Consider the following 16,314-nt stretch of genomic DNA (forward strand, 5'->3'; position numbering starts at 1 on the left):
GGACGAACGGGAAACGAGAGAAAACCATGAGCACGCTCGCCGGCGCCCTGCGCGCCGAACGCGTCAAGTTCACCACCCTGCCCTCGCAGTGGGCGGCCCCGCTGGTCGCCCTGGCACTGACCGTCGGCGTCACGGCCGCCGTCAGCGCCGCCTACGGGGCGAAGGACCACACGCCCGCCCCGGACCCGGCCAACGGGATCTTCTACGGGCTGCTCTTCGGCCACGTCGCGGTGGCCTGCCTCGGCATCCTGCTGATCGGGCAGGAGTTCAACACCCGCATGATCGGCACCTCGCTCACCGCCGTCCCCCGGCGCGGGCGGCTGTACGGCGCCAAGCTCGCGCTCGGCGCCGGGCTGGGCCTGCTGCTCGGCCTGGCCTCGACGGCGGGCTCGTTCCTGGCCGTCGGCACCACCGTCGGCCTGGACCTCTCCACCCCGGGCCTGGCCCGCAGCTTCCTGGCCGGCGTGCTGTACCACCCGATGATGGTGCTGCTCTGCCTCGGACTGACCGCGATGCTGGGCAACTTCAGCGCCGCGCTCGGCCTGCTGACCCCGATGGTGTTCCTGGGCACCACCTGGCTGGCCGCCATCCCCGGTGTCCGGGAACTCGGCCAGTTCCTGCCCGACCGGGCCGGCCTCTACGCGACGCGCACCCAGACCGAACCGGGCATCCACTACGGCCACTGGACCGGGCTGCTGATCATGGCGCTCTGGACGGCCCTGGCGGCCTACGGCGGACTCCGGGCGATGCGGCGGTACCAGCACAGCTGACGGACGACAGCCGACAGCAAACTGCGAACAGATGACAGATGACAGATGACAGATTTCGAAATCTGTCATCTGTTCGCTGTCGTCTGTTAGCTGTTCGCCGTCGGCTGTCCGCTGTCGTCTGTCAGCCCGTCACCGCAGCGCCGGGTGCTCCGCGATCACCGTGCAGCTCCCGGGCGCGATCTCGGTGAAGCCCGCGTCCTGGACCACCGGCAGCCCGCTGCGGACGAGCTCCTCCCACGCCTCCGGCGAGGCGGTCCGGACCGCGAGCGCGAAGCCGGCCTCGGCCCACTCCTTGCGCTGCGCCTCGTCCAGCCGCCACCACGCGAGCTGGGCGGCGTGCCCGGTCTGCGCCATCGTCTTGCCCGCGCTCATCTCCAGCTCGGGGTTGAGCCACAGCACCGGCAGCCCCGGCTCGGGCGCGCCGACCTCGGCCGTCTCCTCGAGGTCCGTCCCGGACACCTGGAGCTTGGCGAGTTCCTTCGGCCAGCCGTCCAGCGGGACCGGCGGGAACACCCGCACCTCGGCCTCCCGCCCGTGCACCGTGACGCCCGGCAGCTCACCGGCCCGGCGCCACTCCCCGCCCCGGGCCCGCCGGACCACCTTGCGGATCCGGGCGTCCTCCCAGGCCTCGACCCGCTCCGCCCACTCGCCGCCCGCCTCGGTCACCCGAGGGTCGGCGAGCAGGGTGAGCACCGCCCGCGCCGAGGTCTCCAGCGCGTCCGTCCGGCCCGGCGGAGTGGCCCGCTCCAGCCGGACGACCAGCGGCAGCACGTACTGCGGCCGCTCGTCGCGGTCCTCGCGCGACGGGGCGTCGCCGGGGTCGGCCACCGGAGCGGGGGCCGGGGTAAGGGGAGTCGGGGCGTCGGAAGGAGAAGTCACCCGTCCAGGATGCCAGCCCCGCCCCGACCGACTCGGCCCGCCCCGTCCGCCCCGGTGGTCACTCCGGCACTCGCGCCGTCAGCGCCGGTAGCCGCGCTGCGGGTCCCGCTCCTCCGCGTCCTCGTACATCAGGAACCAGCCCTCCGGGTGGGTGGCCGCGAGCAGCATCTCGGTGCGCTGCTCCGCCGCAAGCTCCGGATCGCCCTCGTCCGGCCCGTAGACCCCGAACAGCTCGTCCTGGCAGCCGTCCCAGTCGTAGTCGTACAGGTCGGCCGGGAGGTCGCCCATCATGTCCGCCACCGACTCGGGTTGCGCACCGAGCAGCGCCCGGGCGTCCACCAGGGCCATCCGCAGCGCGATGTCCTCGGCCAGGCAGCGCGGCAGCGGCCACTCGCCGAGCGCGAGGTCGTCGGCGAGGTCGTCGAAGGCCCGGGCCATCGCGCGGCGCCAGCCCCGGTGCATCCGCCAGGTGCGTTCGGGAAGCCGGGCGAAGACCGTCCAGTCCACGTCATCGCTGTCGGCGACCGCCTCGTCCCCGTGCTCGTCGAGGTCGTCGTACGCGGCGTCGGCCAGGCCGATCAGCTGGGCGTGGAGCAGGCAGGCCGTGCGCGGGGTGAGCGTCCAGTCCGCGCCCGCGCCGCCCTCCTCCTCGTCGCCCTCCAGCGGGAACAGGTCGGCGAAGTCCGGTGTGAAGTCCTCCGTGACGCTGATCTCCAGCGTGCCGCCGATCGCCTCCACCCCGGGGATGGCGGCCACCAGCCGGTCCGGATGCAGCAGCGCGCCGAGCGCCGCGTTGGCGTCCTCGGCGACCTCGCGCAGCAGTTCGCGGCGCTGCCCGGCCGGGTCGACGCCCCCGAAGTCCAGCTCCTCGACGGCCCTGATCGCGGCCGCGCGCAGGGCCGGCCAGTCGGTGATCCGCAGGCCCAGCACTACCGTCGCCTCGATCTCCTGCGCGCCGGAGTCCTCCGCCGCGCCCGGCCCCTGTGGATGATCACTTCGCTCGCCCATGGGGCTAACGGTACGGCCTTTCGGTCGCCCGATCACCGGTCCGGACCAGCTTCCGGGAGCCTTCTCGGCCACCGCCCGGCCCCGCCGCTGTCACTCGGACGCAGGAGTTTGGCAGGATGAGCCGCATGGCTGACATCAACGAGTACGGCGGCGGGCAGGGCCCGAACGCCGACGTCCTGGTCGTGACCACCAACGACATCCCCGGTTACCGGGTCGACCACGTGATCGGCGAGGTCTTCGGGCTGACCGTCCGCAGCCGCCACGTCGGCAGCCAGATCGGTGCCGGTCTGAAGTCACTGGTCGGCGGCGAGCTGCGCGGTCTGACGAAGACCCTGGTCGAGAGCCGCAACGAGGCGATGCAGCGGCTGATCGAGCAGACCAAGGCGCGCGGCGGCAACGCCGTCCTGATGATGCGCTTCGACGTCACGGAGGCGGCCGCCGTGGGTACCGAGGTCTGCGCCTACGGCACCGCCGCGGTCATCTCCCCGGTCTCCTGACGTTCCTCCTGTGACATTCCCCTCCTGACCGGGGAACACCCGCCGACCCCCCGATGTTTCCCGGGCGTGACTGTTTACGGTGCAACGAACAGCGTTCCGGAACGGGTGGACGTCCTGGTGGTGGGCGCCGGACAGGCAGGTCTGTCCGCCGCCTACCACCTGCACCGCCGCGGCTTCGCCCGTCACCGGACGGGCCTCGACGGCGGCTTCGTCGTCCTCGACGCCAACGCCGTCCCCGGCGGTGCCTGGGCGTACCGCTCGCCGTCCCTGCGGATGGCCACCGTGCACGGCGTCCACGACCTCCCGGACGCCGAACTCCCGCCGCCGGACCCTGACGCCCCCGCGCGCGAGGTGGTGCCGGAGTACTTCACGGCGTACGAGGCGCAGCACGCGCTCCCGGTCGTACGCCCGGTCGCGGTGCGCGCCGTACGCGCCGAGTCCGAGCGCCCGGACTCCCGGCTGCTGGTCGAGACCGACCGCGGCACCTGGTCCACCCGCGCGCTGATCAACGCCACCGGCACCTGGACCCGCCCGTTCCTCCCGCACTACCCGGGCCGCTTCGCGGGCCGCCAGCTGCACTACGCCGAGTACCGCGGCCCCGAGGAGTTCACGGGCAAGCGGGTGCTGGTGGTGGGCGGCGGCGCCTCGGCGGTCCAGGTGCTGTCGGAGGTCGCCGCGGTCGGCGAGACGGTGTGGGTCACCCGCTCCGAGCCCGTCTACCACGACGGGCCGTTCACCCCCGAGTACGGGCGCGCGGTGGTCGCCAAGGTCGAGGAGCGGGTCCGGCAGGGGCTGCCGCCACGCAGCGTGGTGAGCGTGACCGGGCTCGGCCCGTCCGTCGCCTACCGGCGCGCCGAGGAACTGGGCGCGCTGCACCGCCGACCGATGTTCGACCGCCTGACCGAGCACGGGGTCGCCTGGGGCGACGAGGAGCTGACCGTGGACGCGATCGTCTGGGCGACCGGCTTCCGGCCCGAGGTCGGGCACCTCGCTCCGCTCGGGCTGCGCTCCCCCGGCGGCGGCATCGCGCTCACCGGCACCCGGGCCACCGCCGACCCCCGCGTCCACCTGGTCGGCTACGGCCCGTCCGCCAGCACCGTCGGCGCCAACCGGGCCGGGCGGGCGGCCGTCAACGACCTCGTCAAGCTGCTCGGGGACCCGGCGCCCGGGCGGCCGACGATCACCGGCCCGACGGTCGCGAGCCCGACGATCTCCGGCCCGAGGGTAGGGAGCCCGGAGCCCGGTGACCCGGTCATGGAGCCCGCCACCGTCTGAGGCTCCGCGATCGTGGTCCGGTCGGCGGTGGTGGCCCGCTCAGCGGTCGTAGTCCACGGTCACCCGGTCGGTGACCGGGCGGGCCTGGCAGGTGAGGACGTAGCCGGCGGCCAGCTCCTTCTCCTCCAGCGCGAAGTTGCGGCGCATCTCCACCTCGCCCTCGGTGACCAGGGCGCGGCAGGTGCCGCACACTCCGCCCTTGCAGGCGAACGGCAGGTCGGGGCGGGAGCGCTGGGCGCCGTCCAGGATCGAGCGGTCGCGCGGGAGGCAGAGCGTGCTGCCGCGGCCGTCGAGGACGACGGTGACCTCGCTCCGCGGGCCCGACACGCCGTCGGCGGAGCCGTCGGACGAGCCGTCCGTCCGGTCCCAGTCCTCGTCGCGCTCCGGGAGCGGCTCGTCCTCGGCGTGGAACAGCTCCTGGTGCACCCGCTCGCCCGGCACGTCCAGCTCGGCGAGCAGGTCCTTCGCCCCCACGACCATGCCGAACGGGCCGCACAGCCACCAGTGCCCGACGCTTCCTACGTCCACCAGCGCCGCCAGCAGCGCGCGTACCCGCTCCGGGTCCAGCCGGCCGCTGAGCAGTTCGGCGTCCCTGGTCTCCCGGGAGAGCACGTGGACCAGCTGGAAGCGGTCGAGGTAGCGGTCCTTCAGGTCGGCCAGCTCGTCCGCGAACATCACGCTGTCACTGCGCCGGTTGCCGTAGAGCAGGGTGACGGTGGAGCTGTGGTCGGCCGCGAGCACGGAGCCGGCGATCGACAGCATCGGTGTGATCCCGGAGCCGGCCGCGAGCAGCACGTGGTCGGCCGGGACGCCGAGCTCGGGGGTGAACAGGCCGGACGGCGTCAGCACCTCCACCTCCTCGCCCGGCTTCGCCTCGCGCACCAGCCAGCGTGAGAACAGCCCGCCGGGCACCTCCCGGACGGCGATCCGCAGCGGCCCGCCGACCGGGGCGCAGATCGAGTACGAGCGGCGCTCGTCGGTGCCGTCCACCAGCTTGCGCAGGGTCAGGGTCTGCCCGGGGCGGAAGGCGTACTCCTCCGCCAGCCCGACCGGCACCGCGAAGGTCACCGCGACGGCGTCCTCGCAGAGCCGCTCGACCCGGTCGATCCGCAGCCGGTGGAACGTCGGGCGGCGAGCGGGGCGGATGCCGGTCCCCTCGGCGTCGGGGGCGGACCCGGCGGCGGAGGACGCGGGAGCGGCGGAGGAAGCGGCGGGCATTCAGATCTCCTTGACGCGTTCGAACGGCTCGCGGCAGGCCCGGCAGCGCCAGAGCGCCTTGCAGGCGGTGGAACCGAAGCGGGACAGCTCCTCCGTGTCGGCGTCGCCGCAGCGCGGGCACGGCACGGGGGGCGCGGCGGCGGTCCTCGGCGCTGCCAGAGTGGTGGGCGCGGTCGCGGTTCCGGTGCGGGTGGGGCCGAGGGTGAGCGCCACCGGTCCGGCCGCGGCGACGGCGGCGGTCGGGCGCGGCGGGGCGATGCCCGCCTCGGCGAGCTTGCGACGGCCCTCGGCGGTGATCAGGTCGGTGGACCACGGCGGGTCCAACCGCAGCCGCACCCGGACGTCCGGGTACCCGGCCGCGCGCAGCCGACGGTCCACGTCGGCGGCCATCTCGGCGACGGCGGGGCAGCCCGAGTAGGTCGGGGTCAGCCAGGCGGTCACCGTGCCGCTGCCGCCGTCCACCCCGACCTCGGCGAGGACGCCCAGGTCGGCCAGGGTGAGCATGGGCAGCTCCGGGTCCGGCACAGCCGCGGCGACCGCCCAGGCCAGCTCGCGGGCCGTCGGGTCCGCGGTGCCCGTCCCGACCATCCCGCCCGTCGGCTCCGCGGTGCCCGTCGGCCCCGGGCCCGTCACGACGTCGCCGGTCACCACGTCGCCCCCGGGTGGGCGCGGGCCAGCACCTGGAACTCGGCGAGCAGCGGGCCGAGCGCCTCGGTGTGCACACCGTCCCGGCCGGCCAGGCCGAGGACGGTGGCCAGCGGCGGTACGTCCGGCACGGTCAGCCCGGCCTCGGCGAGAACGGCGCCGAGCGAGCGCAGCACCGGTTCGCGCAGGGCCGCCGGGTCGACGCCCGCCCGCAGCTCCACCGGGTGCGCCGTGAACAGCTCCTCCAGCAGCGGCCAGACCGCGTCCACCCCGGCCTGCATCCGCCCGGCGGAGTACGGCGTGCCGTCGCCCAGGCGCAGGGTCCAGGCGGTGGCGTACTCCCGGTGGTAGGCCAGCTCCTTGACGCCCCGGGCGGCGACCGCGGCCAGCACCGGGTCGGGGTGCGCGCTCAGCGCCTCGTAGAGGGCGCCGCGCGCGGTGGCGAACAGCAGCAGCCGGGCGATCGAGTAGGCGAAGTCGCCGTTCGGGGCCTCCACCAGGCGGACGTTGCGGAACTCGTGCTCCTCCCGCCAGTACGCCAGGTCGTCCTCGGTGCGGCCGGTGCCGTCCGCCTGACCGGCCCGGGTGAGCAGCAGGCGGGCCTGGCCGAGCAGGTCGAGGCCCAGGTTGGCCAGCGCGACCTCCTCCTCCAGCTCGGGCGCCCGGGTGCACCACTCGATCAGCCGCTGCGCGAGGACCAGGGCATCGTCGCCCAGCATCTGGCAGTAGGCGGCGAGGTCGGCGCCGTCCAGACCGGGGGGCAGCGCGGTGTCCACGCCGAGCAGGGGATCGGCGAAGCCCGTCCCGTACGCCCAGCGGCCCTCGCCCTCGGGGCCGGGGGCGGCGTCGGCGAGGCTGAGGTAGACGTGGTCGTCCTGGCCGGTGCCGGCGGTGGAGGTGGTGGAGGTGGTGTGGTCGTGCACGGTGGCTCCCCCGTCAGATGTGCGGGACATCCTCGGGGATGTCGTAGAAGGTCGGGTGGCGGTAGACCTTGTCGCCGCTGGGCTCGAAGAACGGGTCGCGCTCGTCCGGGGTGGAGGCGGTGATCGCGTCCGAGCGGACCACCCAGAGGCTCACGCCCTCGTTGCGGCGGGTGTAGAGGTCGCGGGCGGCGAGCAGGGCCATCCGGTCGTCGGCGGCGTGCAGCGAGCCGACGTGGACGTGGTTCAGCCCGCGCCGGGGACGCACGAACACCTCGTACAGCGGCCAGCCGGCCTTGGAGCCGGCTTTGGAACCGGCCTCGGGCCCGGCCTCGGACCCGGACGGGGAGCCAAGCTGGGGGTCGGTCACTTTCCGTTCTCCTGTTCGGTCACATCGGTGGCTTCGGTGGCTTCGGTGGCTTCCGTGGGCCCGGCGGCCTCGGCCGCGCGCTTGGCCGCGTAGGCGACGGCCGCCTCGCGCACCCAGGCACCGTCCTCGTGGGCGGTGCGGCGGCGTTCGACCCGCTGGGCGTTGCAGGGGCCCTGGCCGTGGATGACCCTGGTCAGCTCGGACCAGTCCGGCTCGCCGAAGTCCCAGCCACCGCGCTCCTCGTTCCAGCGCAGCTCGGGGTCCGGGAGGGTGACGCCCAGGTGCTCGGCCTGCGGGACGGTCATGTCGACGAAGCGCCGGCGCAGCTCGTCGTTGCTGTGCCGCTTGATCCGCCAGGCCATCGAGCGGGCGGTGTTCGGCGAGTCGGCGTCCGAGGGGCCGAACATCATCAGCGACGGCCACCACCAGCGGTCCACCGCGTCCTGGACCATCCGGCGCTGGGCCTCGGTGCCGCGCATCAGCGTCATCAGGAGCTCGTAGCCCTGGCGCTGGTGGAAGGACTCCTCCTTGCAGATCCGCACCATCGCGCGGGCGTACGGACCGTAGCTGCAGCGGCAGAGCGGGACCTGGTTGCAGATCGCGGCGCCGTCCACCAGCCAGCCGATCACGCCGACGTCGGCGAAGGTGAGAGTCGGGTAGTTGAAGATCGAGGAGTACTTCTGGCGGCCGGAGATCAGCTTCTCGGTGAGCTCGGCGCGGTCGACGCCCAGGGTCTCGGCGGCGGCGTAGAGGTAGAGGCCGTGGCCGGCCTCGTCCTGGGCCTTGGCGAGCAGGATGGCCTTGCGGCGCAGGGACGGGGCCCGGGTCAGCCAGTTGCCCTCGGGCTGCATGCCGATGATCTCGGAGTGGGCGTGCTGGGCGATCTGGCGGATCAGGGTGGCCCGGTAGGCGTCGGGCATCCAGTCCCTGGGCTCGATCCGCTGCTCGGCGGCGACGACCGCCTCGAACCGGTCCTCCAGCGTCTGCGCGGGGACCGTCTCGGCCACCTCTGCTGTCACCACAGTCCCCTCTCGTCTCCTGCCCGGAGGCCGCCTGGAGCATCGGCCAACCGACTGACCGTTCGGTCGGTACCATTCTGCGCGGAGGGGCTGAGGGATGGCAAGGTGCGCAACAGATAACAGCTGACAGATTCTGAAATCTGTCAGCTGTTATCCGTCGGCTGTCTTCTGTTCTCTGTTCGCTGCTCTATGTTCGCTGCTCTACGTCCGCCGTCCGCCGGCCGCTGTCCGCTGTCCGCCGTTCTACGTTCGCCGCCACCGACTGCCGGGGGCCGGCGACCGGCGACCGGCTCCCGGCCGTCAGCGGCTCACCACCGGCTCAGCCCTCCGCGCGGTCGCGCAGTCGCGGCAGCGGCACCGCGAGCAGCGCCGCCAGCAGGGCGATCCGGGGAGCGATCTGGTCGACCCGGATGTGCTCGTGCCGGGCGTGGGCCCCGGCGCCCACCGCGCCGAAGCCGTCCAGGGTCGGAAGCCCGCGCGAGCCCGGCAGGTTGGTGTCCCCCGCCCCGCCCGCCGGAGCGCCATCCAACTGCTGCCCGAGCACCGCGGCGAGCGAACGCACGTGCCGCAACAGCGGGTTGCCGGTCCGCTCGGGCCAGGCCGGACGGCTGGACAGCACCTCCGTACGGACCCGGGCGCCCGGACGCAGCGCGGTGAGCCGGGCGAGGTTGTCCAGCGTACGGCGCTGCGCCTCGACCGTGGCGAAGCGCAGCCCCAGCTCGGCCTCGGCCCGGCCGGCGACCACGTTGGCGCGCGAACCACCGCTGATCCGACCGGCGTTGAGCTCGGTGCCGGGCTGACCGGCGAGGTCGCGCACCAGCACGAGTTGGTCCACCAGCTCGTCGACCGCGGACACCCCGTCGTGGGCGTCGTTGCCCGCGTGCGCCTCGCGGCCGGTCACGGTGAGCCGCACCCGGGTGCTGCCGCGCCGCGCGGTCTTCAACCGACCGTCGGGGTGCGGCGGTTCGAGGCCCAGGACCGCGGCGGCTCCGCGCAGCTGGCGCTCGACCAGGCGGCGTCCGTCGGGGCTGCCCACCTCCTCGTCGGAGACCACGACCAGGCGGACGGTCCGGTGCGGGCGCTCACCCAGGTCCGCGAGCAGCGACAACGCCCCCTCCAGGATGGCGAGTCCGCCCTTCATGTCGACCACGCCGGGCCCGGTGAGCCGACCGTCCTCCTCAGTCACCGGCCAGTCCGCGAGGGTGCCGACCGGCCACACGGTGTCGTGGTGCCCGACGATCAGCAGGTGCGGCAGGGACTCGTCCCGACCCTCCCACTCCAGTACGAGGTGGTCGCCGGCCGGTCCGGGTTCACGCCGGGCGGTGGCACCGGTGGCACAGAAGCCGGCCGCCAACTCCTCGGCGAGCGCGTCGAGTCTGGGGGCGTCCCCACTGGGCGACTCGATCCGCGCCAGGTCGACGCAGCGACGCCGGACGGCCCCGGCGAGGGTGCGGGCCCGGGTGCTGAGCGCCTGCGGCACACCGGGCAGCGCCGTGGTGACGGCGGCGGCCCCGTGGGAGGCGGTGGCGGCCGGGCCCGTCGCGGGCTTCGCGACGACGTTATTCGCCACGACGTTCTTCGTCACGGGGCTCTTCGTCACGGGGCTCTTCGTCACGGGGCTCTTCGCCGCCGCGGTCTTCGCGACGACCGGTTTGGTGAGGGCTGATTTCGTGAGGGCTGACTTGGCGGCTGCGGTCGTGGTGACGGCCACCTTGGCCACGACGGTCTTCGCGGCACCGGACGCGGCCGCAGTGGCCTGGACCGAAGCGGCGGGAAGCGCAGGGGCCGAGACCGTAGTGCCCGGATCCGCAGCGGCAGTTGCGGTGCCGGCGGCGGTGCCGTTGGTGGTGGTAGCGGTGGCTGCGGCGGTAGCGGCGGCGGCGGTCGCAGTGGCCGTGGCGGCGGCAAGGGCCTCACCGTCGGTGGCGGCCGGGACGGCGACCGACGTCGGGGCGGGTTCCGCGGCGGCGCCCGGTGCGGCGGGCGACCCGACGATCTGGGGACTCAACGCTCGCCTCCGCGGCCGCCGCCGGTATACAGCGGCCGTGCCGGCCGACCGCTCCCGCCCGGGTACCAGGCCCGGCCGGACCGCACCGGCCGACCGGGATGATGAGCGGCCCACCGAATCGGCCTGTCTGGCCCAAGTACGGTGGAACGGTTGGGCGGCGTGCTTGGCATGTGCGTCCTCCTCGCTCGATCCGGTGGCCCCGGTCCGCCCGGAGCCCCGTGGACGGCGGCTTCGTGGCGGTGGGCGCAGTGGCCGGACCGCCGCAGGGAAGCCGAGATGTGAGCCTAGAAGAACCGTTCGGTTTCCTGCGAGGTGGCCCTGTTCCCAGCGTGCCGGTACCGGGCCCCGCTTCGGACAACACCCGTCCGCTTTCGGCGCGGGCGCTCGGCGCGCGGGCCTGGATCGGCGCGCGGACGCGGTCGCCGGATCGCGCCCATCTCCACCATGGACCCGCCGCCCGAGTTCGGCAGCGCAAACGGCCAAGGCACGGCATTTCCACGCCGGATGGGTGACAGCGGCTCAGCACGCGATACGAACCGGGAGCACGCGGCGGCTCATGGAAGCCCGCTTCGACGTCCGCCCCGACTCCGGAGGAACGTCCCGGGAACGCCCGGGTGAACACCGGCCGATGCCGTGCCCCGATGTGCCCCACCGAGCCCCGCCGAGCCCCGCCGAGCCCCGACGTGCTTCGGCTGCAACCCGTGGCACGACGGGGCGGCACCCCGGAACAGCGGGACAGCGCCCGGATATGCGCGTGCGCGAACGTTCGCGACCGTACCCGCGGGTGCACGACCGATCGGCACCCGGGCACCCCGGCACCCGAACCCGGGCCCGGCCGATCCCAGCCGTCCGTCCTCAGCCGCCGTCGCCCATCAGCCCGGCGTCGCGTGCGAGCAGCGCCGCCTGGACCCGGTTGGCGACTCCGAGCCCGGTCAGGATCCGACTGACGTGTGCCTTGACCGTGCTCTCGCGCATCCCGAGCACACCGGCGATCTCGGCATTGGAGAGCCCGTCGGCGAGTTCGCGCAGTACGTCCGTCTCCCGCGGGGTGAGTCCGGCGGCCCGGCTGCGGGCGGCCACCGACCGGGGCGCCCCGACCCGGTGGTAGCGGTCGATCAGCCGCCGAGCGGCCGCCGGGTGCAGCATCCCCTGGCCGCCGGCGACGACATGGACGGCCCGGGCGATCTCCGCGGGCGGGGTGTCCTTCAGCAGGAAGCCGTCCGCCCCGGCCGCGAGCGCCTGGTACACGTACTCGTCCAGGTCGAAGGTGGTGAGGGCGATGACCCGCGGACCGTCGGGGAGTTCGCGCAGCCGCCGGGTGGCGGCGATCCCGTCGAGCCGGGGCATCCGGATGTCCATCAGCGCGACGTCGATCCGCCGACCGGCGGCGAGCTCGACGGCCTGCAGCCCATCGGCGGCCTCGGCGACCACGGTGAGCTCCGGGTCCTGGGCCAGGAGGTCGACCAGGCCGAGACGGACCAGCGCGTCGTCGTCGACCACCATTGTTCGGATCATGCGGCGTCCTTCGGCTGCGGCTTCGGTTCCTGCTCAACGTGCTTCGCCCGCGTCGGTTGCGTCGCTTGCGTCGATTGGTTCGGCTGCGTCGGTTCCTCCGGTTCCTCCGGTTGCTTCGGTGGCTCCGACTGCTTCACTCCTCGCGCCCCCTGCGCCCCTTCCTGCGATTGCCGCGCCCCTGGCGTCCCCTTCCCCCGCTCCGGCCGCGGCGACGCCCGCCCGGGGTGCGCCACCGCACGCGCCGACTGTGGATCCGGACCGTCGCCACGGAGCCGGGCGGAAGCCTCGTCCGGCACCGCCTGCGGCGGGCGGTCCGGCGCGGGTAACCGGGCGGAGAGCCGGAAGCCGCCGCCACCGTCCGGACCGGCGTCGAAGTGGCCGCCGAGGGCGCCGACCCGTTCGGCCAGCCCCACCAGCCCGTACCCACCACCGGTGCCCGGCCCGCCCAACGGCGCCTCGCCCGGGCCGTTGCGGACCTCGACCGTCGTCGCCGGCGCCCCGTAGCCGACCCGGACGGTGACGGGCGCAGCGTGCGCGTGCTTGCGGGCGTTGGTCAGCGCCTCCTGCACCAGCCGGTGCACGGCCAGCCGGTGGGTGGTCGGGATGGTCTCCGGCTCCCCGGAGAGGGTGAGTTCGACCCGTTGGCCGGCCTGGGTCGCCTCGCCGACGAGCTCGGTGAGGTCGCGCAGCGCGGGCGCCGGGACGCGCCCGGCCTCGACGGGCACGGACGGCTCGCCTCCCGTGGCGGGCGGGGCCGACGGGTCGGCCCGCAGCGCGCCCAGGACGTCGCGCAGGTCGTCGAGCGACCGGGCGGCGGTGGTGCGCAGCAGTTCGAGGCGGTGGGTGAGCCGGTCGGGGTCGTCGGCGACGGTGCCGGCCCTGGCCTGGTCGCGCAACACCCCGGCGTGCAGGACCAGGAGGCTGAGCCGATGGGCCAGCACGTCGTGCATCTCCCGGGCGATCCGGGCCCGTTCGGCGGACCGGGCCTGCTCGGCGCGCAGCTCGCGCTCGCGGCGCAGCGCGTCGACCTGCTCGTGCAGGGTGCGGATCAGCACCCGTCTGCCCCGCAGCCACAGGCCGACCGCCATCGTGGCGGCCTGGACCAGGAGTTGGGACCCGGCGGTACCCGCCCGGCCGACCAGTGAGTCCACACCCACCGCACTGGCCACCGCGATGACCGAGCCGCCCGCCATCGCCAGGCCCGGCCGGCCGAGGTAGGCGAGGTGGAAGACGCTGAACAGGCCGGGGACGGCCCGGTTGAACAGCCCGCCCGTGAGCACCGGCAGCACGGCCGAGGCCACCGGGTGGCGGCGGGCGAAGAAGAGCGAGACCGCGGCGAGCGCGGCGACGACCGTGCGCGGCAGGCGCAGCGGACCGTCGGTCTGCGTCCACTGGGCGAAGGCCTCCTCGATGGTCAGGCCGAGCAGGCCGAGCAGCAGCAACGTGTCCGTCCCGGCCCGGTGGTCCGGCCCGTACCAGCCGAGCACACTCCGGCGCATGGTGCTCCTCCTTTCCGCTCTCCTCGGCCCGAAAGCCTTCCGTACGTCCACCCTTGGGCACCTCGGGCTCGATGCTAGGGGCGCTCGGCCGCGGAGCGCCTCTGTCTTCCGGGTAACCGCACCCTCGACTTTCGTCGGGGGTCGGCGCCGCTGACCGGCCGATTCGCGGCGGCTCCGCCCTGCCTAGCGTCGACGGCATGACCAACGAACGGCTCCACCACCGTCCGGACTCCCCTTCTCCCCTGTACAGTTCACCCGCCGGTGGCGACCACCTGCTGTTCCTCGCCGAGGCCCTGCGCACCTTCCACGACACCGGCGCGCTGGCCCCGAGCGGCCCGGAGCTGGTGAACGCGCTGGTGGTACCGGTCACCAGCCGCCCGAACCGTCCGATCTCGGTGCTGGAGGTCGGCGCCGGCACCGGCGTGGTCACCCGCCGACTGGCCCAAGTGCTGCGCCCGGGCGACCGGTTGCACGTCGTCGAGGCCAACCCGCGGTTCGCCGAACGGCTGCGGGAGGACCCGGTCCTCGCCGCACGCCACCCCGGGGTCGGCCTGCGACTGTCCGCCTGCCGGGTCGAGGAGCTGCCGGAGTGCCGTCGACCGGCGCTGGAAGGGGCCCGGGCGGAGGACCGCGGGCAGCGGTACGACGTGATCGTGTCCGGGCTGCCGTTCACCAACTTCGAGCCCGCACAGGTGCGCGACATCCTCGACCTCTACCTGCGGCTGCTGGCGCCCGGCGGCGAGCTGACGTACTTCGGGTACCTCGGCACGACGACGGCGCGCAGCCTCACCTCCGGCCCCCGCCGGGGCGCCCGCCACCGGGCGGTGGTCCGGCTGCTGCGGCGGTTCGAGCAGGCGTACGGGCTGGGCGAGCGCACGGTGTGGCGCAATGTGCCGCCCGCCCGCGCCTGCCTGCTGCGGTCGCCGGGCGGCCGCGAGACCTGGGCACCGGCCGGGAGCCCCGCCGTCGAGCCCGCGGTCGAACCGGCGCCCCCGAGCACGACGACCACGACGGACACGGCAACCGGATCGGCGGGCGGGGCGGCCCCGGTCCCCCGATGATGGACCGGGGCCGGGCCCGGCTCCGACTCTCCCGCAGTGAGGAGCCGCGATGACCATCTCGGTACGTGACGTGGAAGCCCGGAACCGCTTCGAGGCCTGGGAGGACGGCAAGCCGGCGGGCTTCGCCGAGTACCTGCGCAGCGACCAGCTGGTGGTCTATCCGCACACCGTGGTCGAGCCCGCCTTCGAGGGCCGGGGCATCGGCAGCGCGCTGGCCCGCGCCGCCCTGGACGACGCCCGCGCCCGCGGCCTGTCCGTGCTGGCCACCTGCCCCTTCATCAAGGGCTGGATGCTCCGCCACCCCGAGTACACCGACCTCGCGTACGAGAACCGGAGCCGGGTCGCCGACTGATGTCGGCTTCGGTGCGGGCGTCTGTCTCCATGCCGCAGTCGCCCGCCCGTCCGACCGACCGCATGTCCGCCCGCCCGTCCGCCCGTCCGCCGAACAAATGACAGTCGACAGATTTCAACTTTCAGATAACAGACGACAGCGAACAGATTTTGAAATCTGTTCGCCGTCGTGTCACAGTGAGACCCGGGTCACCCTGCTCCTGCCCCTTCCGGCACCGCACCCGCCCCCTTGGAGTCACCCGTGTCCTCCCACACCCGCCCCGCCCGGCGCACCCTCGGCACCACCGGACCGGTCACCTCGGCCCTCGGCCTCGGCTGCATGGGCATGTCCGACCTGTACGGCCCGGCCGACGAGGCCGAGAGCATCGCCACCATCCACGCCGCCCTCGACGCCGGGGTCACCCTCCTCGACACCGGCGACTTCTACGGCATGGGCCACAACGAGCTGCTGATCCACGAGGCGCTGCGCGGCCGCGACCGCGAGAGCGTGCAGATCAGCGTGAAGTTCGGCGCCCAGCGCGGCCCCGACGGCCAGTGGCTCGGCTACGACGCGAGCCCCGCCGCCACCAAGACGGCGCTCGCCTACACCCTGCGCCGCCTCCGCACCGACCACGTCGACGTCTACCGCCCGGCCCGCCTGGACCCGGGCGTCCCGGTCGAGGAGACCGTCGGCGCCATCGCCGACCTGGTGCAGGCCGGCTACGTCCGCCACATCGGGCTCTCCGAGGTCGGCGCCGACACCCTGCGCCGGGCCGCCGCCGTCCACCCGATCAGCGACCTCCAGATCGAGTACTCGCTGCTCTCCCGCTCGATCGAGGCCGCCGTCCTGCCCGCCGCCCGCGAGCTCGGCATCGGCATCACCGCGTACGGCGTGCTCTCCCGCGGCCTGCTCGGCGGCCACTGGGACCGGGAACGGGCCCTCGCCGGGACCGACTTCCGCAGCCACAGCCCGCGCTTCCAGGGCGAGAACCTGGCCCACAACCTGGCACTGGTCGAGGCCCTGCGCGAGATCGCCGTCGCACGGGGCGCCACCGTCGCCCAGGTCGCCATCGCCTGGGTGGCCTCCCGCGGTCAGGACGTCGTCCCGCTGGTCGGGGCCCGCCGCCGGGACCGCCTGACCGAGGCCCTCGGCGCCCTCGACGTCGCGCTGACCGAGGCCGACCTCGCCGCCGTCGAGGCCGCCGTACCCGCCGGCTCCGCCGCCGGTGACCGGTACGCTGCCGCACAGATGGCCCACCTGGACAGCGAGCGCTGACCGCACCACCGGCGCCATCGCCGC

At 74.3% G+C, this 16,314-nt stretch carries 16 protein-coding genes; 6 read left to right on the forward strand and 10 right to left on the reverse strand.

All coding sequences use genetic code 11. The features are described from left to right. The first annotated feature begins 26 nt into the window (after window positions 1–26). Entirely contained in the window at window positions 27–770 is a 744-nt protein-coding gene (locus tag ACLWS4_RS01330; protein ID WP_375873381.1) for a hypothetical protein, read from the forward strand. Between the two features lie 129 nt (window positions 771–899). Here the strand turns inward: ACLWS4_RS01330 and ACLWS4_RS01335 are convergent, their stop codons facing one another. Beyond that, complete coding sequence (locus ACLWS4_RS01335; RefSeq protein ID WP_049649724.1) at window positions 900–1,598, reverse strand: peptidyl-tRNA hydrolase; 699 nt, start codon at window positions 1,596–1,598, stop codon at window positions 900–902. A 129-nt stretch (window positions 1,599–1,727) separates the two neighbouring features. Then, entirely contained in the window at window positions 1,728–2,657 is a 930-nt protein-coding gene (locus tag ACLWS4_RS01340) for a hypothetical protein (protein WP_143204631.1), read from the reverse strand. Window positions 2,658–2,782: 125 nt separating this feature from the next. On the opposite strand from ACLWS4_RS01340, the gene ACLWS4_RS01345 reads away from it, so the two are divergent. After that, window positions 2,783–3,154, forward strand: coding sequence for a YbjQ family protein (locus tag ACLWS4_RS01345; protein ID WP_049649739.1), 372 nt, complete (start codon window positions 2,783–2,785; stop codon window positions 3,152–3,154). Between the two features lie 66 nt (window positions 3,155–3,220). Continuing rightward, complete coding sequence (locus ACLWS4_RS01350) at window positions 3,221–4,429, forward strand: NAD(P)-binding domain-containing protein (RefSeq protein WP_416873092.1); 1,209 nt, start codon at window positions 3,221–3,223, stop codon at window positions 4,427–4,429. Window positions 4,430–4,468: 39 nt separating this feature from the next. On the opposite strand, the gene paaE is transcribed toward ACLWS4_RS01350, so the two are convergent. The 8 genes from paaE to ACLWS4_RS01390 form a co-directional block, all read right to left on the reverse strand. Next, window positions 4,469–5,647: a 1,2-phenylacetyl-CoA epoxidase subunit PaaE gene (gene paaE / locus ACLWS4_RS01355; RefSeq protein ID WP_416873093.1), complete on the reverse strand. Its 1,179-nt coding sequence runs from the start codon at window positions 5,645–5,647 to the stop codon at window positions 4,469–4,471. Continuing rightward, the gene (paaD, locus tag ACLWS4_RS01360) at window positions 5,648–6,235 is read right to left on the reverse strand and encodes a 1,2-phenylacetyl-CoA epoxidase subunit PaaD (protein ID WP_416873291.1); all 588 of its coding nucleotides are present in this window, start codon (window positions 6,233–6,235) and stop codon (window positions 5,648–5,650) included. It lies immediately after the preceding gene. A 56-nt stretch (window positions 6,236–6,291) separates the two neighbouring features. Next, complete coding sequence (paaC, locus tag ACLWS4_RS01365) at window positions 6,292–7,215, reverse strand: 1,2-phenylacetyl-CoA epoxidase subunit PaaC (protein WP_416873094.1); 924 nt, start codon at window positions 7,213–7,215, stop codon at window positions 6,292–6,294. Between the two features lie 13 nt (window positions 7,216–7,228). Continuing rightward, the gene (paaB, locus tag ACLWS4_RS01370; RefSeq protein ID WP_220450137.1) at window positions 7,229–7,495 is read right to left on the reverse strand and encodes a 1,2-phenylacetyl-CoA epoxidase subunit PaaB; all 267 of its coding nucleotides are present in this window, start codon (window positions 7,493–7,495) and stop codon (window positions 7,229–7,231) included. 83 nt (window positions 7,496–7,578) lie between these two features. After that, window positions 7,579–8,589, reverse strand: coding sequence for a 1,2-phenylacetyl-CoA epoxidase subunit PaaA (gene paaA, locus ACLWS4_RS01375; protein ID WP_416873292.1), 1,011 nt, complete (start codon window positions 8,587–8,589; stop codon window positions 7,579–7,581). A 331-nt stretch (window positions 8,590–8,920) separates the two neighbouring features. Then, window positions 8,921–10,201, reverse strand: coding sequence for a M20 family metallopeptidase (locus tag ACLWS4_RS01380; protein ID WP_416873095.1), 1,281 nt, complete (start codon window positions 10,199–10,201; stop codon window positions 8,921–8,923). 1,263 nt (window positions 10,202–11,464) lie between these two features. Next, window positions 11,465–12,124: a response regulator gene (locus tag ACLWS4_RS01385; RefSeq protein WP_049649719.1), complete on the reverse strand. Its 660-nt coding sequence runs from the start codon at window positions 12,122–12,124 to the stop codon at window positions 11,465–11,467. After that, window positions 12,121–13,623, reverse strand: a complete 1,503-nt coding sequence (locus ACLWS4_RS01390) for a sensor histidine kinase (RefSeq protein ID WP_416873096.1) — start codon at window positions 13,621–13,623, stop codon at window positions 12,121–12,123. Before ACLWS4_RS01390 ends, ACLWS4_RS01385 begins: the two co-directional genes overlap by 4 nt. Before the next feature lie 197 nt (window positions 13,624–13,820). On the opposite strand from ACLWS4_RS01390, the gene ACLWS4_RS01395 reads away from it, so the two are divergent. The 3 genes from ACLWS4_RS01395 to ACLWS4_RS01405 all read left to right on the forward strand — a co-directional run bounded on the left by ACLWS4_RS01395 (window position 13,821) and on the right by ACLWS4_RS01405 (window position 16,290). Next, a complete protein-coding gene (locus ACLWS4_RS01395) occupies window positions 13,821–14,684 on the forward strand; it encodes a class I SAM-dependent methyltransferase (protein ID WP_416873097.1) in 864 nt (287 codons plus the stop codon). Between the two features lie 49 nt (window positions 14,685–14,733). Further along, window positions 14,734–15,036 carry a GNAT family N-acetyltransferase gene (locus ACLWS4_RS01400; protein WP_049649718.1) on the forward strand — a complete coding sequence of 101 codons (303 nt, stop codon included), beginning with the start codon at window positions 14,734–14,736 and terminating at the stop codon, window positions 15,034–15,036. Between the two features lie 240 nt (window positions 15,037–15,276). Then, on the forward strand, window positions 15,277–16,290 hold the full coding sequence (locus ACLWS4_RS01405; protein ID WP_255357395.1) for an aldo/keto reductase: 1,014 nt from the start codon (window positions 15,277–15,279) through the stop codon (window positions 16,288–16,290). Window positions 16,291–16,314 lie beyond the last annotated feature (24 nt).

The sequence above is a fragment of the Kitasatospora sp. SC0581 genome, assembly GCF_048159585.1.
GTDB lineage: Bacteria > Actinomycetota > Actinomycetes > Streptomycetales > Streptomycetaceae > Kitasatospora.

Coding starts and splice junctions, on each gene's coding strand:
- ACLWS4_RS01330 (WP_375873381.1), top strand. CDS start 27: ATGAGCACGCTCGCCGGCGCCCTGCGCGCCGAACGCGTCAAGTTCACC.
- ACLWS4_RS01340 (WP_143204631.1), bottom strand. CDS start 2,657: ATGGGCGAGCGAAGTGATCATCCACAGGGGCCGGGCGCGGCGGAGGAC.
- ACLWS4_RS01345 (WP_049649739.1), top strand. CDS start 2,783: ATGGCTGACATCAACGAGTACGGCGGCGGGCAGGGCCCGAACGCCGAC.
- paaE (WP_416873093.1), bottom strand. CDS start 5,647: ATGCCCGCCGCTTCCTCCGCCGCTCCCGCGTCCTCCGCCGCCGGGTCC.
- paaD (WP_416873291.1), bottom strand. CDS start 6,235: ATGGTCGGGACGGGCACCGCGGACCCGACGGCCCGCGAGCTGGCCTGG.
- ACLWS4_RS01385 (WP_049649719.1), bottom strand. CDS start 12,124: ATGATCCGAACAATGGTGGTCGACGACGACGCGCTGGTCCGTCTCGGC.
- ACLWS4_RS01390 (WP_416873096.1), bottom strand. CDS start 13,623: ATGCGCCGGAGTGTGCTCGGCTGGTACGGGCCGGACCACCGGGCCGGG.
- ACLWS4_RS01395 (WP_416873097.1), top strand. CDS start 13,821: ATGACCAACGAACGGCTCCACCACCGTCCGGACTCCCCTTCTCCCCTG.
- ACLWS4_RS01400 (WP_049649718.1), top strand. CDS start 14,734: ATGACCATCTCGGTACGTGACGTGGAAGCCCGGAACCGCTTCGAGGCC.